This window comes from Anaerotaenia torta (genome assembly GCF_050433395.1).
GTDB classification, from domain to species: Bacteria; Bacillota; Clostridia; order Lachnospirales; family Lachnospiraceae; genus Mobilitalea; species Mobilitalea torta.
In genome coordinates this window covers 59,173-75,092 of record NZ_JBNPXH010000018.1, presented here as the reverse complement: position 1 = coordinate 75,092, position 15,920 = coordinate 59,173, and the positions used below count along the sequence as shown (strand labels likewise).

The 15,920-nt window shown below is 45.1% G+C and carries 15 protein-coding genes and 1 tRNA gene; 1 reads left to right on the top strand and 15 read right to left on the bottom strand.

Features of this window, described 5'->3' with window-relative positions; all coding sequences use genetic code 11:
- Positions 1 to 402: 402 nt before the first annotated feature.
- From HNQ56_RS23010 to HNQ56_RS22980, 7 genes are all read right to left on the bottom strand, one after another.
- Complete coding sequence (locus HNQ56_RS23010) at positions 403 to 1,755, bottom strand: glycoside hydrolase family 5 protein (protein ID WP_429150759.1); 1,353 nt, start codon at positions 1,753 to 1,755, stop codon at positions 403 to 405.
- A 139-nt stretch (positions 1,756 to 1,894) separates the two neighbouring features.
- On the bottom strand, positions 1,895 to 2,161 hold the full coding sequence (locus HNQ56_RS23005) for a cytidine/deoxycytidylate deaminase family protein (RefSeq protein ID WP_429150768.1): 267 nt from the start codon (positions 2,159 to 2,161) through the stop codon (positions 1,895 to 1,897).
- A 6-nt stretch (positions 2,162 to 2,167) separates the two neighbouring features.
- The gene (locus HNQ56_RS23000; RefSeq protein WP_429150757.1) at positions 2,168 to 3,001 is read right to left on the bottom strand and encodes a hypothetical protein; all 834 of its coding nucleotides are present in this window, start codon (positions 2,999 to 3,001) and stop codon (positions 2,168 to 2,170) included.
- A gap of 30 nt (positions 3,002 to 3,031) precedes the next feature.
- The gene (locus HNQ56_RS22995) at positions 3,032 to 3,922 is read right to left on the bottom strand and encodes an AraC family transcriptional regulator (RefSeq protein WP_429150756.1); all 891 of its coding nucleotides are present in this window, start codon (positions 3,920 to 3,922) and stop codon (positions 3,032 to 3,034) included.
- Positions 3,923 to 3,968: 46 nt separating this feature from the next.
- The gene (locus tag HNQ56_RS22990; RefSeq protein ID WP_429150755.1) at positions 3,969 to 4,472 is read right to left on the bottom strand and encodes a GyrI-like domain-containing protein; all 504 of its coding nucleotides are present in this window, start codon (positions 4,470 to 4,472) and stop codon (positions 3,969 to 3,971) included.
- A 224-nt stretch (positions 4,473 to 4,696) separates the two neighbouring features.
- Positions 4,697 to 4,948: a spore coat protein gene (locus HNQ56_RS22985; RefSeq protein ID WP_429150753.1), complete on the bottom strand. Its 252-nt coding sequence runs from the start codon at positions 4,946 to 4,948 to the stop codon at positions 4,697 to 4,699.
- A gap of 15 nt (positions 4,949 to 4,963) precedes the next feature.
- On the bottom strand, positions 4,964 to 5,149 hold the full coding sequence (locus tag HNQ56_RS22980; protein WP_429150752.1) for a hypothetical protein: 186 nt from the start codon (positions 5,147 to 5,149) through the stop codon (positions 4,964 to 4,966).
- 241 nt (positions 5,150 to 5,390) lie between these two features.
- On the opposite strand from HNQ56_RS22980, the gene HNQ56_RS22975 reads away from it, so the two are divergent.
- A complete protein-coding gene (locus HNQ56_RS22975; protein ID WP_429150751.1) occupies positions 5,391 to 6,416 on the top strand; it encodes a lactonase family protein in 1,026 nt (341 codons plus the stop codon).
- Positions 6,417 to 6,884: 468 nt separating this feature from the next.
- On the opposite strand, the gene HNQ56_RS22970 is transcribed toward HNQ56_RS22975, so the two are convergent.
- From HNQ56_RS22970 to dnaN, 8 genes are all read right to left on the bottom strand, one after another.
- Positions 6,885 to 6,972 (bottom strand) — tRNA-Ser (locus HNQ56_RS22970).
- A 90-nt stretch (positions 6,973 to 7,062) separates the two neighbouring features.
- Positions 7,063 to 7,605: a Fe-S-containing hydro-lyase gene (locus HNQ56_RS22965; RefSeq protein ID WP_429150749.1), complete on the bottom strand. Its 543-nt coding sequence runs from the start codon at positions 7,603 to 7,605 to the stop codon at positions 7,063 to 7,065.
- A 63-nt stretch (positions 7,606 to 7,668) separates the two neighbouring features.
- Positions 7,669 to 8,514 carry a fumarate hydratase gene (locus HNQ56_RS22960; RefSeq protein WP_429150748.1) on the bottom strand — a complete coding sequence of 282 codons (846 nt, stop codon included), beginning with the start codon at positions 8,512 to 8,514 and terminating at the stop codon, positions 7,669 to 7,671.
- A 40-nt stretch (positions 8,515 to 8,554) separates the two neighbouring features.
- Positions 8,555 to 11,209, bottom strand: coding sequence for a DNA gyrase subunit A (gyrA, locus tag HNQ56_RS22955; RefSeq protein WP_429150746.1), 2,655 nt, complete (start codon positions 11,207 to 11,209; stop codon positions 8,555 to 8,557).
- Between the two features lie 62 nt (positions 11,210 to 11,271).
- The gene (gyrB, locus tag HNQ56_RS22950; RefSeq protein ID WP_429150745.1) at positions 11,272 to 13,182 is read right to left on the bottom strand and encodes a DNA topoisomerase (ATP-hydrolyzing) subunit B; all 1,911 of its coding nucleotides are present in this window, start codon (positions 13,180 to 13,182) and stop codon (positions 11,272 to 11,274) included.
- Between the two features lie 57 nt (positions 13,183 to 13,239).
- Entirely contained in the window at positions 13,240 to 14,325 is a 1,086-nt protein-coding gene (recF, locus tag HNQ56_RS22945) for a DNA replication/repair protein RecF (RefSeq protein ID WP_429150743.1), read from the bottom strand.
- Between the two features lie 21 nt (positions 14,326 to 14,346).
- Complete coding sequence (locus HNQ56_RS22940; RefSeq protein WP_429150741.1) at positions 14,347 to 14,556, bottom strand: RNA-binding S4 domain-containing protein; 210 nt, start codon at positions 14,554 to 14,556, stop codon at positions 14,347 to 14,349.
- Positions 14,557 to 14,574: 18 nt separating this feature from the next.
- Positions 14,575 to 15,684: a DNA polymerase III subunit beta gene (dnaN, locus tag HNQ56_RS22935; protein WP_429150740.1), complete on the bottom strand. Its 1,110-nt coding sequence runs from the start codon at positions 15,682 to 15,684 to the stop codon at positions 14,575 to 14,577.
- Between the last annotated feature and the right edge of the window lie 236 nt (positions 15,685 to 15,920).

The window sequence follows — 15,920 nt, the reverse complement described above, 5'->3', positions numbered from 1 at the left end:
GCCGGTGTTCTGTTTTGGACCCTTGAAGTGCATGTGACACTTCAATTTTTTTAGAATTTCAGGGTTGTTTCACTGTTCAGTTATCAAGGTGCATTTGCTTTCCGCGTTTATTTTCTGTAACGCGTCAGCAAAATTAATAATATCACAAGCAAATACCTTTGTCAACAACTTTTTAACTTAAATTTTTTATTTTTTTAAAACAATTTATTAAAATCAAACAATGACCCTTTTTATGGTATCCGGAGGGATAGTCCACTCCCCCCTGCAAATAGCTCTGCTTCGCTGGAACAGGCTCTTTGCAGGCCATAGGTTCCTTGTCGGAATCTCTGGCCTGCCTGACCCGCAGCCCTTGGGAAGCAGCTGTAATAATTATTATATATCTCTCCTGAAATCTTTTTTCTTTTACCTGCCGCTTTCTGCAGCGCCCTTCATCAATGCATCGACAATCTCAGGATATTTCCAGCTCAGATTGCGGCGGTCCAGCAGCCCGAACAGCTCCCCTTCCCCGCTGAAGGCGCCGTTATCCCACCAGATGCAGGGTATCCCGATTTCCCCTGCCTTTTTGATGTAGTATTCCGCCCAATCGGTCCGCGCCTCGATATTCTCTTTGTTCATGGCGCCAAACTCTCCGATAATTACCGGTATCCCTTTACTTATAAAGAATTTGTCCAGACTGCTCATCAAGCCGTCAATTTCATTCTTGTCATTTGGTTTCTCCCTGCTCCATTCCGAGGTTCCGTTTAGATTCAAGGTAAAATTGTAGGGTGTATATGCATGAATTGATACAATAACCTTATCGTCCTCCGGTATGGTAAAGCCTGACCAGGTCTTCGTACTTGCCGCCGCGGCATACGGCGGGATCATCAGATGCCGGAGCGGATTATTGCCTCCCGCGTTACGGATTGTCTCTATAAAGGCTGCATTGAATTGATTCACCACGTCCCAGCCTTCCTTATTTCCTCCGTTCCACTCATTTGGAGTACCCTTTTGACGGGGTTCGTTCAAGCCTTCAAAGATCAGATGCTCGTCATAGCCTTCGAAGCAGTTTGCAATCTGTTTCCATACTGCCGTCAGTATTTTTATTGCCGCCTCTTCATTCTCATAGGAAGGAAAATGCCATTCCTCATGGTGCATGTTTAAAATGACGAACATATCATTGTCGATCCCATAATCTATGATATCACGGACACGGCTGAGCCACTTCTCATCTATTTTATAATCCGGAGCAGGTCCCAGGTGCTTCTCCCAGGTGGTAGGGACCCTCAGCACATTAAAGCCTGCTGCCTTAAGGGTGTCCACCATCTCCTTTTTCGTCATTGGATTTCCCCAGGATAACTCGGAATTTATTCCGGTTCCTCCGGTGGCATCCATGGTATTGCCCAGATTCCAGCCGATTTTTATCTCCTTCACCAATTCAAGGGAGGTAATGTCCCTCATTTCCTGCAGTTCTTTTTCCCCCGGGGCTTGTGCTTCCTCTGACCCGTCTTTCTCTTCCGAAGCTTTTGTTTCCGATCCGGAAGCGGCATCCTCCGTTTCCGACGGTGTCTTGGTCGCCTCTGTCACCTCTGATCCGGATATCTTTTCTTCCCCTTCTTCTATCTCCGGCCCCTTACTATCTGCCTCCTTCAAATTCCCTTCGGCAGTGCCATTCCCAATCTTCTCCCCGCTGTTTACCGGACCGCATGCCATGGACATGGCCAGGACCAACAGAATTGCCAGCATCCAAATCCATCTCTTACCCTTAACATTATTCATACTTTTATCTCCCCCTATGAGTCTGTCCTTTGATAAATACTATATTTTAAACCGATTGTCCCGAACATTTTCCGATAAAACCTGATGCGGGAAGATGTTCCTTGTACCCTTTCATAATCTCTGAAATTTCACCTCCTCCTCATATGAAATAGATGTTTTTCCTAAGAATGACATTTGCTTCTGCATGTGCTAATTGATGCATCGCAATTAAGTTATTACCGTCTGCTTCACAATGAATCTGATTTTTACCAATTGCCACAACTTCCTCTTGTTCATTTAACACGCACGCACCAATCGGTATTGTACCGGAAATATACGCCTGCCATGCCGCTTCAAATGCAACTCTAAATCCTTTCTCCGCATCGACACTCTCCTCCGCCGTACCATTTTTAGGTGTTTTATATATCGCCTGTTACGGCTTCTTCAAAAAGAGCCACCAGTTGGGATGGAAGCCTTCAACAAAGATCTCACGCGCATCCAACTCACGGAGCCATTCCCTGACCATGGGAAGCATATTCTCGAATAGCTCCGGGGGATAGCCCCAGTCCAAATCCAGCTGGAACATATAGTGATTCATGATAATGATGCCGCCCGGTTTTAAGACCTTCAGCAGACTGCGGATCAATTCCAGAAACGCACCCTTGATATGCTGCTCCAGAGTGTTCTCCCTGACCTCTCGCTGTAAGACGGCGATCATCTCCGGCAGGGTTTCCATCCAGTCGGAATCGATGGTATCAATGCCTTCGCGGCCGCACAGGATCGCCTGAAGCACATCGTTTACCGCGTGCTGGAAGGTGATAACATCCACCGATGCCTCTCCGATGTGGCTGGTGATATTGGCCGCATCATCATCGATCAGCCTCATTGTGATCGGCAAACCCTTCGTCTTTTTCAGCAGGCTGTGATTGAGCAGCTTATTCATGTTGGAGGTGATGTAGTGGCTGTGCGGCCGGGTACGCCCTAACATTTGTGGAATCATGTCAGCGTCGCCGGTCGCCACCTCCAGCAGTGTGAGATCATCACCGTAGTATACCGCTCCAAGGGCTTCATCCCACCTGGCGCGAAAGTACAACTCATTTAATACCGTAAAACTGGCAATGGGCCGCTCCAGCAATGCTTTCAGTCCGCTTTCCATTTCAGTTTCGGAAAGCTTCCTGTATTCCTCATACTCGTCCTTATTCAGATAAATGGATGCATTCCTTTGAAAAAGAAGTATCCATCGTTTCGCCTCATCAAGATATATCATCCTTCCGTTCTCCCTTCCTTGTCGGTTGTTTCAATCTTTTCCCGGCACAACTCGTACCCATATTTCGCTGTAATACCGGTCTTGGCACCTGTATGTCATCTCAAATTCGTAGCCTTCCAAATGATCGTAATCTGCGGCAGGGAGCCATTCGGTGTATAAGCGCTTTTTCAAATCCGACATCACCTGACTTGTTTCATCAAGGATATGAAGATTACTTTTGAATATCGCCCATGTCGCGGCCGGTACATCGACGACCTTGTAGCCCGCCGTGTTGCTTTCCTCTGTTTCCATCGCAAAGATCATATATGGGATAGTGCCGTCATCCGTCATACGATAAAAATTGACAGCATTGATAAGGTCCTTCCCTTCCTCTGGCATCCGCAAATTGGTGGATTGGATCAGCTTATCAAGCTCACCGTTTGTTTGAATCTCCGCCCAAAAAGCGGGTATGGACTTCCAGTTATCTTCCTCTTCAATGTTTATAATGCGTTCGATCCCGTAAACCGAGAACGCTTCCTTGGGTTCAATCCTATAGTTGATTGGCGCCACTCCCTTTAACGTCAAATGGAAGGAGAGAGGCGGATATGCCTGTAATGTAATGCCGGTATTGCGTGCAGTTGACGGAGAAACCCCATGGATGGTATGAAATGCGTGGGCAAATGCATCCGGAGAATCATAGCCGTATTTTACTGCAAGGTCAATTACTTTGATGTTGCTGTTTTGCAGTTCAAAAGCGGCGAGCGTGAGCCGTCTGCGCCTGATATATTCGGATAAGGGCGTGTCACAAATGAATGAGAACATCCGCTGGAATGTGGCTGCGGACGAACAGGAAAGCTTCGCAACCTTGGCCATATCAATTTCATCGCTGAGATGGCTTTCTATGTATGCCATAACATCATTCATTTTATCAATCCAGTTCACAACACTCACCTCCCATCAAATCAATCATAGCTTAAGAACTTTTCCCTTAACTCTCTTTCTTCACCGGAATGAAAATCTCCACTTGACAAGTGTCCGCAGTTTCATCCCATTCGGAATACCGCTCAATAGCCGGCATGTCTTGTTGCTGTTGGTACTCGCTCTGAAGCATGAATTCACCATGAATACGCTTCCATGTTTTCCCGATTATGTCCTCGGAAATTCTTCCTTTGGCAGTAAATATCAGCCATGTGCTGGCTGGGCATCGGTATAGGTCGAACCCTGTGACAGCTTCTCCCTTATATTCAACGCCGCACATATAATCGTTGTTACCATCCTTATCAAATCCGAAGCACAGCCCAAGGTTGCAAGGATTTCTGCTGATTTCCTGCAGCCGTTTTGCCGCTCCCTCTGCCTTTACGATGCCCCATGTGCCGCCGCTCTGCGGCGTTATCCTGCGAATACCAAGGACATTGAACGCTCTTTTTTCAAAAACCATGTAATGCATTTCATTTACCCCGTGATCATAAGCGTAAAAGTTAGATCCTGTCAATCCACTGCATTGCCTCATCCTCCTTTCCAACTCCAGAATAACAAAACATTACTTGACATATCCGAGTTTTAACGTACAGATAATCACGGCTTTTTTATTTATAGGGTATGATAATATAATTCTTTTTGTCAATAGGTTTCTAAATGATTTATAATACAAAAAAGCCCGGCGTATAGTCGGGCTTTTCCACCTTTCGGTCCTGATTGATCCTATTATAGGTTTTATTACTGACCGGTGAGCTGGGATTTCGTCTGCTGCACTTCATCGTCCTTTGCCATGACAGCGGGCTTGTAATATCCTTTTGCCTGTGCCATCTGGAACAGCTTATACTGTGATACTTCATCACTATTACGAATCTGCTGAATGGTGGAACGCAGCGCGGGGTTCGCACATTCGGAAATCGTGTTGGCATAAAATGTCAGACTGCTCTTTACAGAGGAAAGAACATCATTGACCATTATTTTTTCCTGTATCATTACTTCTTTCCTCCTTTAATTCAAAAATCCTAATAACTGTTGTTTGGTTTTCATCGCTTCCTGGGCGCTATTCTGAAAAAATTGCTTGATTTCAGGATCCGTCGCTTGCTCGGCATAAGCCTGCAATTTCTGATGAGCGGTATCATGAGAGCCAATTAAGTGACGTAGATTCTGCAGTTCAATTTGATTTAATTGGGACATACGAAAACTCCTTTCAAAATATTCTCGTATTTAGTATCTCAGAATACAAAAAGAATATGCATCATCCAGGAACTTTTAATATCTTGTGCAATATGCTAAATTTTCGTCAGTTATTGACTTGGACTATACAAATGAATTAATAATAAATGTATGACCAAACAAAAATTCAAATTAACAGCAAGGGAGCACAGGCGCTGCTTTGCGCAGAAAGTTACAGCATATGGAAAAGGAGTGCGGGATTATGCAAAATATTTTTTATATAGGCAGTTATACACAAGATAAGAATGAAGCCAGTATTTACCATTGCCTGCTTAATGAACATACGGCAAGGCTGGAGATTATCGGGCAGACAGGCGGCTGCATCAGTCCGTCCTATCTTGCTGAAAAGGGCGGTAAGGTTTATGCCGCCAACGAATACGACAGCGGAGCAGGCCTCTCTGTCTTTCAGACAGATCATAACGGGGCGCTCACAAAGCTTTACGATTTTGAGACTCCCGGCAGAGCCATGTGCCATCTCATGCTGCCGCCCAATGCTCCCTTGCTGTTTGCTTCTAATTATACCAGCGGGGATATGGCCTGTATTAAGCTGGGGGAAAACGGCGAACCGCTCCTTGTCAGCGATTTTATCAGCCACAAGACAGACAGCGGGGAGCAGCCCCATGTTCACTCTGTTACCCTCACACCCGACGGGCGGCATGTCATCATCGCAGATCTGGGGAAAAGCACATTAACGGTGTACCGGCCTGATTTTATGGCCGGAACGCTGGGAAAAGAACTCCAGTGTGTCCAAATGCCGCAGGGCAGCGGACCGCGCCTCCTCGCCTTCCACCCTACCCAAAGCTGGGTGCTGGCGCTTTGTGAGCTTTCCAGTACCCTCTATGCTCTATCGTGGAACAAAAAGAACGGCAGTCTTGAAATAATCGGCAGTTGCCCGACCCTTGCGCCGGACTTTACAGGTGAAAGCTACGCCGGTCATATCGCCTTTTCTCCTTCCGGAGAATACGTCTATGTAAGCAACCGGGGCGAAGAAACGATTGCCATATTCGAGGTCCTGCAAAATAGAGAGCTGCTTCCCTTGGGAGGCTTTGGGTGCGGCGGCAGCTGGCCAAGACATTTTACCTTCAGCCAATGCGGAAACTGGCTGTTTATAGCAAATCAGAGAAGCTGCGGTGTGGCAGTCTTCCGCCGATGCAGCGATACCCGGTGGAAACACACCCATACCCTGGAGGTACAAAACCCTTCCTTTATACTTGAAGTGAGGATATAAACTACATCGATGGTCATAGCCTTCCGGTATACCCGGTCATTGGTCATAGCGTCAAAAGCATCCTGTCATAAATCAACAACCAGCAAAAAAGCCAATTGCTTTTTTGCAATCAGCTTTTATTCGCCACACAACGTATTTTTAAGTAAAACAATAGAGCGGATTTATCAATGTCAGAAAAATTATATTGGGATTTTATCAAACTATTTAACTCACTTATGCTTATCCACTCAATATCAGAGGTATCGTCTCCCGATTGCAGGACCTCTCCGGTCACCCTGCATCTAAAATAGACACCCATGGAATCAACCGGACCTCTTAAGGTTTGATAAACTGCATAGGGTTTCATGCATTCAACGGTAAATGCATTGCCACCTCCGCAAATGAAATATTCTTGCCCCCTCAGTATAATAAAACACTGTTATAAAATCATTTCATAATTTTACAACAGTGTCTTATTCATTTCTATAACGGAGAAAGAGGGATTTGAACCCTCGCGCCGGTTGCCCGACCTACACCCTTAGCAGGGGCGCCTCTTCGGCCTCTTGAGTATTTCTCCAGCTCCGAACTTAATTCGTTCTATTTATTATTTTGCCGCCGTAATTTCTCACAGAAGCAAAATCTAGTATATCAAAGGACTTAGCTTTTGTCAACAATTTTGCATTACTATTTCATATAAATTATTTCCTTTGCAATCAATTACGACGATTACCGGAAAATTCTCCACGTATAATTCCCGGATTGCTTCCGTACCCAGATCCTCATAGGCTATGACCTTGCTGGCTTTAATTCTTTTAGACAGCAGCGCGCCGGCTCCTCCTACCGCTGCAAAATAAACGGCTTTATTCTTTACCATGGATTCTATCACTTCCTTATTGCGGATTCCTTTACCGATCATCCCCTTCAGACCATGATCCAGCAACAGCGGGGTGTACTTATCCATACGGCTGCTGGTAGTGGGACCGGCTGAGCCAATCACCTGGCCCTCCCTCTCCGGAGTCGGTCCCAGGTAGTAGATAATCTGATCCTTCACCTCCAGAGGAATTGCCTTTCCCTGAAGGGCGGCATCATACATCCGCTGATGAGCGGCGTCCCTGGCAGTATATATAGTACCTGTAATATATACATAATCTCCGGCCTGGAGTTCTTCAACCTTCTGTATTGTCAGCGGTGTATTAATATACTTATCCATGTCTTTCCTCTTTATCCTTCCGCCTAACCTTCGCAAATTATCTCATATCGCTTCCCATAATTTTTACAGCAATTTTCTCTTTACATGCCGGTTCACATGACAGCAGATATTGACTGCTACCGGCAGCCCGGCAATATGGGTCGGATAGATCTCAATATTTACTCCCAGGGCTGTTATTCTTCCCCCAAGACCTCCCGGCCCGATTCCCAACCGGTTGATCTCTTCTAACAGCTCTTCTTCCATTCTGCGGATATGCTCCAGAGGAGAGGGCTCCTCCATGCTCCTTGTTAACGCTTTCTTAGCCAATATCCCGCATTTTTCAAAGCTTCCTCCAATGCCTACTCCTACCACAACGGGGGGGCAGGCATTGGGGCCCGCAAGCTTTACGGCATCAATCACCGCATTCTTAACCCCTGTTATTCCATCCGAGGGCTTGAGCATATAAATTCTGCTCATATTCTCACTGCCAAAACCCTTGGGTGCGACAATTAGTTCTAGTCCATCTCCGGACACTATCTCATAATGGATAATTCCAGGAGTATTATCACCTGTATTTTTTCGGAGCAGAGGATCCCCTACTACGGATTTTCGTAAATAGCCTTCCTCATAGCCCTGGCGAATCCCTTCGTTAATTGCGTCTTCCAGATATTCACCTTCCACCTGAAGCCCCTGGCCCAAGGCGACAAATACGATTGCCATTCCGGTATCCTGACAAATAGGAATATGATCTGCTGCGGCAATGTCAAGATTCTCCCCTAATTGTTCCAGAATCTGCCGGCCCAGCAGGCTTTCTTCCTCTTCGTAAGCGCCGCGCACCCTTGATTCTACATCAGAAGCCAACTGATAGTTGGCTTCGATGCACATCTCTTTTATATTTTGAATAATTACATCCGTATGAATTCTTCTCATGCTGGTTCTATCCTCTTATACTATATCCGGTGTCCAACTCCTATAAGGAATCTGTGTCTTCCTGATCTTCTTCCGGGCTGTCCTCAGAATCCTCATTCAACACATCATCCATAATCTCACTTGAATTCACATCCTCCTCCGCTTCATAAAAATCTTCATTCTCAAATTCACTGGTATCAACTACCTGATCCTCTTCTTCCAGTTCTTTTTCCAGATTCTTAATCAGCTCATCCTCCGTGGTTACATCCGTACCTTCCTTCACCTTGGTCAGGTTAGCCACCTTGATCTTCTTCGCGGTATCAATATCCATCAGCTTCACACCGGAAGTAATTCTTCCCAGCACTGATATATCACTCACTGCAATTCGGATGATAATTCCTTCATTGGTGATGAGCATTACCTCATTTTCCTCATTTACCGCCTTTACACCGATCACATCACCGGTTCTGTCCATGATCTTATAGCATTTTACACCCTTGCCGCCTCTGCGCTGTACGGTGAATTCATCCATAGACGTCCGCTTGCCCAGGCCGTATTCCGATACAAAGAGCAGATACTCTCCCTGAGTATGAAGCTGCATTCCGATGATTTCATCATCTCCCGTCATGGTCATACCGATTACGCCCATGGATGTCCTGCCGGTAGGACGCACATCCCGTTCATTAAAACGGATACACATGCCGTTCTTGGTCACTAGAATAATATCCTTCAGATGATTGGTTGATTTTACCTCAATCAATTCATCATCTTCCCGCAGATTGATGGCCTGCAGTCCCGATTTTCTGATATTCTCATAATCCCGGATGGGGGTCTTCTTCACAATTCCCTTCTTTGTCGCCATAAACAGATAACGGTCATTCTTATATTCCTTCAGAGGAATAATTGCCGTGATTCTTTCATCCGGAAGCAATTGCAGAAGGTTAACGATCGCCGTTCCTCTTGCCGTCCGGCTGGCTTCCGGAATCTCATAAGCCTTCAGCCGGTATACCCTGCCCTTATTGGTGAAGAACATGATATAATGATGGTTCGTGGTCATCAGAAGATCTTCGATAAAATCCTCCTCGATGGTCTGCATTCCCTTAATTCCCTTGCCGCCCCGATGCTGGCTCTTGAAATTATCAATGGTCATACGTTTGATATAACCCAGCTTCGTCATGGCAATTACGGTATTTTCATTAGGAATCAGATCCTCCATGGAGATATCAAATTCATCAAAGCCTATTTTTGTCCTTCTTTCATCCCCGTATTTGTCACGGATAAGAGTAATCTCCTCCTTGATTACGCCAAGGAGCAGCTTTTCATCCGCAAGAATTGCCTTATATTCCGCTATCTTATTCATAAGCTCCGCAAATTCAGCCTCCAGCCTCTCTCTTTCCAGACCGGTCAGCGCACGGAGCCTCATATCGATAATGGCTTGGGCCTGGACATCCGTCAGAGTAAAGCGCTCGATTAACTTCTCCTTTGCGGCATTACCGTTGGCGGAGCCCCGGATAATGCGGATTACTTCATCAATATTGTCAAGGGCAATGAGCAGACCCTGTAAGATATGGGCACGTTCCTCTGCCTTATTCAGATCATAGATGGTCCTTCTTGTAACAACTTCCTTCTGATGATTCAGATAATAAGTCAGCATCTGATGCAGGTTGAGGATTCTGGGCTCATTGTTCACCAGCGCCAGCATAATAACACCAAAGGTATCCTGAAGCTGGGTATGTTTATACAGCTGATTCAAGAGCACATTGGCATTCACATCCCGGCGCAGCTCAATTACAATCCTCATACCGGTACGGTCTGATTCATCCCGGAGCTCTGTGATGCCGTCAATCTTCTTCTCCTTCACCAGCTCGGCAATCTTCTCGATTAAGCGGGCTTTATTCACCATGTAAGGAAGCTCAGTTACAAGAATCCGATTCTTACCGTTTTGCATGGCTTCAATCTCAGTCACCGCACGGACCCTTACCTTACCTCTTCCGGTCCGGTAAGCCTCCTGGATTCCCGCTGTGCCAAGAATCTCCGCTCCCGTAGGGAAATCAGGTCCCTTAATAATCTGCAGTAATTCCTCTATTTCAGTTTCCCGATCCTCTTCAATCTGGTTATCAATAATTTTCAGAACACCATTGATTACTTCCCGAAGGTTATGAGGCGGAATATTAGTCGCCATACCTACCGCAATACCGGAAGTTCCATTGATCAAAAGATTTGGATATCTGGAGGGAAGCACCAGGGGCTCCTTCTCCGTCTCATCAAAGTTAGGAGAAAAGTCCACCGTATCCTTATTGATGTCAGACAGCATCTCCATGGAAATCTTACTTAGGCGGGCCTCGGTATAACGCATTGCCGCCGCGCCGTCACCGTCCACGGACCCGAAATTGCCATGACCGTCAATCAGGGGATATCTGGTTGAGAAATCCTGTGCCAATTTTACCATTGCCTCATAAATTGAACTGTCTCCATGAGGGTGGTATTTACCCATGGTATCACCGACAATACGAGCGCATTTTCGGTGAGGCTTGTCGGGACCATTATTCAATTCAATCATTGCATATAAAATTCTTCTCTGTACCGGCTTTAAACCATCCCTTACATCGGGCAGGGCGCGCGCTGCAATTACTGACATGGCGTACTCAATATAAGAGTTCTCCATCGTCTTCTTCAGATCCACATCATGCACCTTGTCGAAGATATTCTCATCCATTGTTATTCCTCCATTAATTGCTCTTCACCGGCGCTTTTGCCTGCAGCCGGTGAAAAAGCAGTTTATATATCAAGATTCTTTGCATACTTTGCATTCGCCTCGATAAATTCCCTTCTGGGCTCTACCTTATCTCCCATGAGAGTTGTAAAGGTGATATCGATTTCTGATGAATTCTCCTCATCCATCATAACACGGAGCAGGATTCTTCTCTCAGGGTCCATGGTGGTCTCCCATAGCTGCTCTGCATCCATCTCTCCAAGACCCTTATAACGTTGAATCTTGTTATTGGAATCTCTTCCCACTTCCATAAGTATCTGATTCAGCTCTTCATCACTGTAGGCATAGCGCACCATCTTATTCTTCTCCACCTTATAAAGGGGCGGCTGCGCCAGATATACATAACCCTGCCTGATCAGCTCCGGCATAAAACGGTAGAGGAAGGTCAGCAATAGGGTACTGATATGGGCACCGTCTACATCTGCATCCGTCATAATAATAATCTTATGATAACGAAGCCTGCTGATATCAAAATCATCGGAAATGCCCGTGCCAAAAGCTGTAATCATTGCTTTGATTTCATTGTTCATTAGAATCTTGTCAAGCCTTGATTTCTCCACATTGAGAATCTTTCCCCTTAGAGGTAAAATCGCCTGAGTCGCTCTGGTACGTGCTGTCTTCGCCGATCCGCCTGCGGAATCACCCTCTACGATATAGATCTCACATTTGGAAGGATCCTTTTCCGAACAATCTGCCAGCTTACCGGGAAGGCTCATTCCCTCCAGCGCCGTCTTTCTTCTGGTGAGATCCCTGGCTTTTCTTGCAGCATCCCTGGCCCTCTGGGCAAGAACGGCCTTCTCAACAATCGTCTTTGCCACCTGCGGATTCTGCTCCAGGAAATAGGTCAGCTGCTCACTGACTATACTGTCCACAGCTCCCCTGGCTTCTGAATTGCCCAGCTTCTGCTTGGTCTGTCCTTCAAACTGGGGATCTGAAATCTTAATACTGATAATCGCTGTCAGACCTTCCCTGATATCCTCTCCTGTAAGATTCTGATCGCTGTCCTTAAGAAATTTCATAGATCTGGCGTAATCGTTAAAGGTCTTTGTAATGGCATTCTTAAAGCCTGCCAGATGCGTGCCTCCCTCAGGAGTTGTAATATTATTAACAAAGCTGTAGCAGCCCTCTGTAAAGCTGCTGTTATGCTGAAGGGCAACCTCCACATAGACATTATCCTTCGTGCCTTCGCAATAAATAATCTCCGGGTAGAGAGGATCCTTATGACGGTTCAGATATTCCACATATTCCTTAATACCGCCGGCATAGTGGAATTCTCTTTCCTTCTCCTCCCCTTCCCGCTTATCCCGAAGAATGATCTTGATATCTTTGGTCAGAAATGCCATTTCCCTCAGCCGCTGCTTTAGAATCTCATAATCATAGACGGTTTCCTCAAATATCTCTCTATCCGGTAAGAAGGATACGGTAGTTCCCCTGCAATCTGTCTCTCCAACCTCTTCCAAGCGCCCGCAGGCCTTGCCTCTTTCATATCTCTGCTGATATTTCTTCCCGTCCACACAGATTTCCACTGTCAGCCACTCGGAAAGTGCGTTCACCACGGAGGCTCCTACTCCATGAAGGCCGCCGGATACCTTGTATCCTCCTCCGCCGAATTTGCCGCCGGCATGAAGGATGGTAAATACAACCTCTACGGAGGAAATTCCCTTTTTATGATTAATTCCTACAGGAATACCTCTGCCGTTATCAATTACCGTTATGGAATTATCCTCATTGATGGATACGTCAATAGTATCACAGTATCCGGCAAGAGCTTCATCCACTGCATTATCTACAATTTCATAAACCAGGTGGTGTAAGCCCTTGGAGGAAGTGGAGCCGATATACATTCCCGGCCGCTTTCTTACTGCCTCAAGCCCTTCCAATATTTGAATCTGATCTGCGCCGTATTCATTACTCATGATTTCTCCTCCAGTTTGTTGGAGGACTTCACCTCCGAACTAATAATCTATATTTCATTAATTCTCACACGTAACCTCTGCATCTGCCACATGAAAAATCTTATTATACTGAAATTGGCGGTTGATAAATTCCTCCAATCCGGTACAGGTAATCATGGTCTGTATCTCTCCGATGCTGTTTAACAGATGAGTCTGCCGCTGCCGGTCAAGCTCAGATAAGACATCATCCAGAAGTAAAATAGGATTTTCCCGGATTGCGGACTTCACCAGCTGGATTTCAGCCAGCTTGCAGGACAGCGCGGCGGTTCTTTGCTGCCCCTGGGAGCCGTATCTTCGTATATCCACTGTTCCCAGCAAAAAGCACAGGTCATCCCTGTGAGGACCTACATGAGTCATCTTTAAATATAAATCCTTTTCCCTATAGGTCTTTAATTTATCTTCAAAATCGGCTGCCCGGACATTGGGCTCATAGGCCAGAACAAGTTCTTCTTTTCCTCCGGTAAGTCTCCTATGTATATCCCCCACCAATTGATTTAACCGGAAAATAAAATCTTCTCTTGTCTCAATTATCTTCCGGCCGTATTCTATTAATTTCTGATCCCATAAATATAGTGTATCCAATAAATTCCTGTTATTACTGATTTGTCTTAATAAATTATTCCTTTGCACCAGAACTTTATTATAATTCGTCAAATGACTGAGATAAATCTTATCCAACTGGCAAAGCTCCAAATCCAGGAATCTTCTTCTCTCCGCAGGACCGTTCTTAATGATATACAAATCCTCCGGCGAAAAAAACACAAGGTTCAGCATTCCGAATAATTCACCTTGTCTCTTAATGGGAAGCCCGTCAATGGCAACTCCCTTCGCCTTATTCCTCTTTAAATGTAAATCGATCCGGTGAGGGATCTGATTTTTCTCAAGGATAATCCGGACATGGGCTTCTTCCTGCTGGAATCTTATAATTTCCTTATCCTTGCTGCCGCGATGGGATTTTGTTGTTCCACACAGATAAATCGCCTCAAGAATATTCGTCTTCCCTTGGGCGTTTTCTCCGTATAAAATATTGGTACCGTTATGAAACTGCATGTTAAGATCACGATAATTCCGATAATCTTTGAGTTCCAGGGATTTAATAATCATAGATGCACCAGTATTTCCTTCTCACTCTATAATCTGTATCTGTTCTCCGTTATACTCTACCATATCTCCGCCGTGAAGCTTCTTTCCTCGCTGCAGCTCCACAACACCGTTCACCTTAACTTTACCGTCCAGAATCTCTTCCTTTGCCTCCAGGCCGGAATCCACCAGGCCGGCTGCTTTCAGAGCCTGGCCCAGCTTAATAAACTCTTCTCTTAATTTAATCTGATGCATTATGACAACCATGCCTTTCTATGCCGGTACATTAATATTAACGGGCAGAATTAAATAGATATATGACTGGTCTTTATCGCGGATAAAGCAGGGCGCCTTCGCATTAATTAAATAAAGGTCAACTGTCTCATCGTCAATAACACGCAGCGCATCCAGTAAGAACTTCGGGTTAAAGCCAATTACCACATCCTTACCTTCCAGTGTAATATCAATGTCTTCATTCATGGAACCAATGGCGGTATTGATCTTCAGCTCAAAACTATTGTCACGGATATCAAGGATAATAGGCTTCTTATCTGTCTCCCTGATCAAAAGGGAAGCTCTTTCTATACAGCTTTGAAATTCCTTCTTATTGATGGTAACCTTTGTCTCATAATCGCTGGAAAGCATTTGGTCGATGCGGTAATATTCCCCTTCAATCAGTCTGGTCAATACCAGAGTATCATCAAATTCAAACAGGGCATGCTTTTCCGTAAAAAAGATATTGACCATGGAGGAGACTTCTCCGGATAAAATTTTACTGATCTCATTCAAGGTCTTGCCGGGTACAATAACCTTCCTGTTCTCATAGGAATCCTTCATAAATATCTTACGAATGGAGATTCTATGACCGTCCAGAGAGATGACCCGAAGTTCATTCTCCTTGATCTCGAACAACTCACCGGTCATTATCTTGTTACTTTCATTGTCTGAAATAGAGAAAACCGTCTGACGGATAATTTCCTTTAATGTAAACTGAGACAATGTTACCGGATTCTCCTTTTCTATCTTAGGAAGTCCCGGGAACTCTTCTGCTGATCTTCCTGAGATGGAGAACTTTGCCTTCTCACAGATAATCTCCGTTATATAGTTCTCATCGGTAGCGATGCTTATTTCATTTTCCGGAAGCCTGCGGACAATCTCTGAGAATATCTTAGCGTTCAGGGCTACTGTTCCTGTCTCTATGACCCTCCCTTTCACTAAAGTCTCAATACCGAGCTCCATATCATTCGCAATTAATTTGATGTAATCATTTCCTGCTTCTATAATCAGACATTCCAATATGGGCATGGTTGATTTGACAGGTACAGCCTTTAATACAATATTAACACCATTTAAAAGGTCCGCTTTCTGACATTGGATTTTCATCTGTGTATAATCTCCCTTCGCACGCGTTTATAGAAATATATAAAAGATTCTTAGTAGTCATATTATTAATAGCTGTGAAATTGTTAATATCTGCTTTCCGCCCTTAAGAATCAATGGGTTCCGGTCTTGATAAAGAGGCAGGATTCCAGGCCTTTCCTATGTGGACAAAGGTATGAATAAAGGGACAAAATAAATGTAAAAATTATGAATCACATGCCATCCACACGCTATCAACA

Coding starts and splice junctions, on each gene's coding strand:
- HNQ56_RS23010 (WP_429150759.1), bottom strand. CDS start 1,755: ATGAATAATGTTAAGGGTAAGAGATGGATTTGGATGCTGGCAATTCTG.
- HNQ56_RS23000 (WP_429150757.1), bottom strand. CDS start 3,001: ATGATATATCTTGATGAGGCGAAACGATGGATACTTCTTTTTCAAAGG.
- HNQ56_RS22985 (WP_429150753.1), bottom strand. CDS start 4,948: ATGATACAGGAAAAAATAATGGTCAATGATGTTCTTTCCTCTGTAAAG.
- HNQ56_RS22980 (WP_429150752.1), bottom strand. CDS start 5,149: ATGTCCCAATTAAATCAAATTGAACTGCAGAATCTACGTCACTTAATT.
- HNQ56_RS22975 (WP_429150751.1), top strand. CDS start 5,391: ATGCAAAATATTTTTTATATAGGCAGTTATACACAAGATAAGAATGAA.
- HNQ56_RS22965 (WP_429150749.1), bottom strand. CDS start 7,605: ATGGATAAGTATATTAATACACCGCTGACAATACAGAAGGTTGAAGAA.
- HNQ56_RS22960 (WP_429150748.1), bottom strand. CDS start 8,514: ATGAGAAGAATTCATACGGATGTAATTATTCAAAATATAAAAGAGATG.
- gyrA (WP_429150746.1), bottom strand. CDS start 11,209: ATGGATGAGAATATCTTCGACAAGGTGCATGATGTGGATCTGAAGAAG.
- gyrB (WP_429150745.1), bottom strand. CDS start 13,182: ATGAGTAATGAATACGGCGCAGATCAGATTCAAATATTGGAAGGGCTT.
- recF (WP_429150743.1), bottom strand. CDS start 14,325: ATGATTATTAAATCCCTGGAACTCAAAGATTATCGGAATTATCGTGAT.
- HNQ56_RS22940 (WP_429150741.1), bottom strand. CDS start 14,556: ATGCATCAGATTAAATTAAGAGAAGAGTTTATTAAGCTGGGCCAGGCT.
- dnaN (WP_429150740.1), bottom strand. CDS start 15,684: ATGAAAATCCAATGTCAGAAAGCGGACCTTTTAAATGGTGTTAATATT.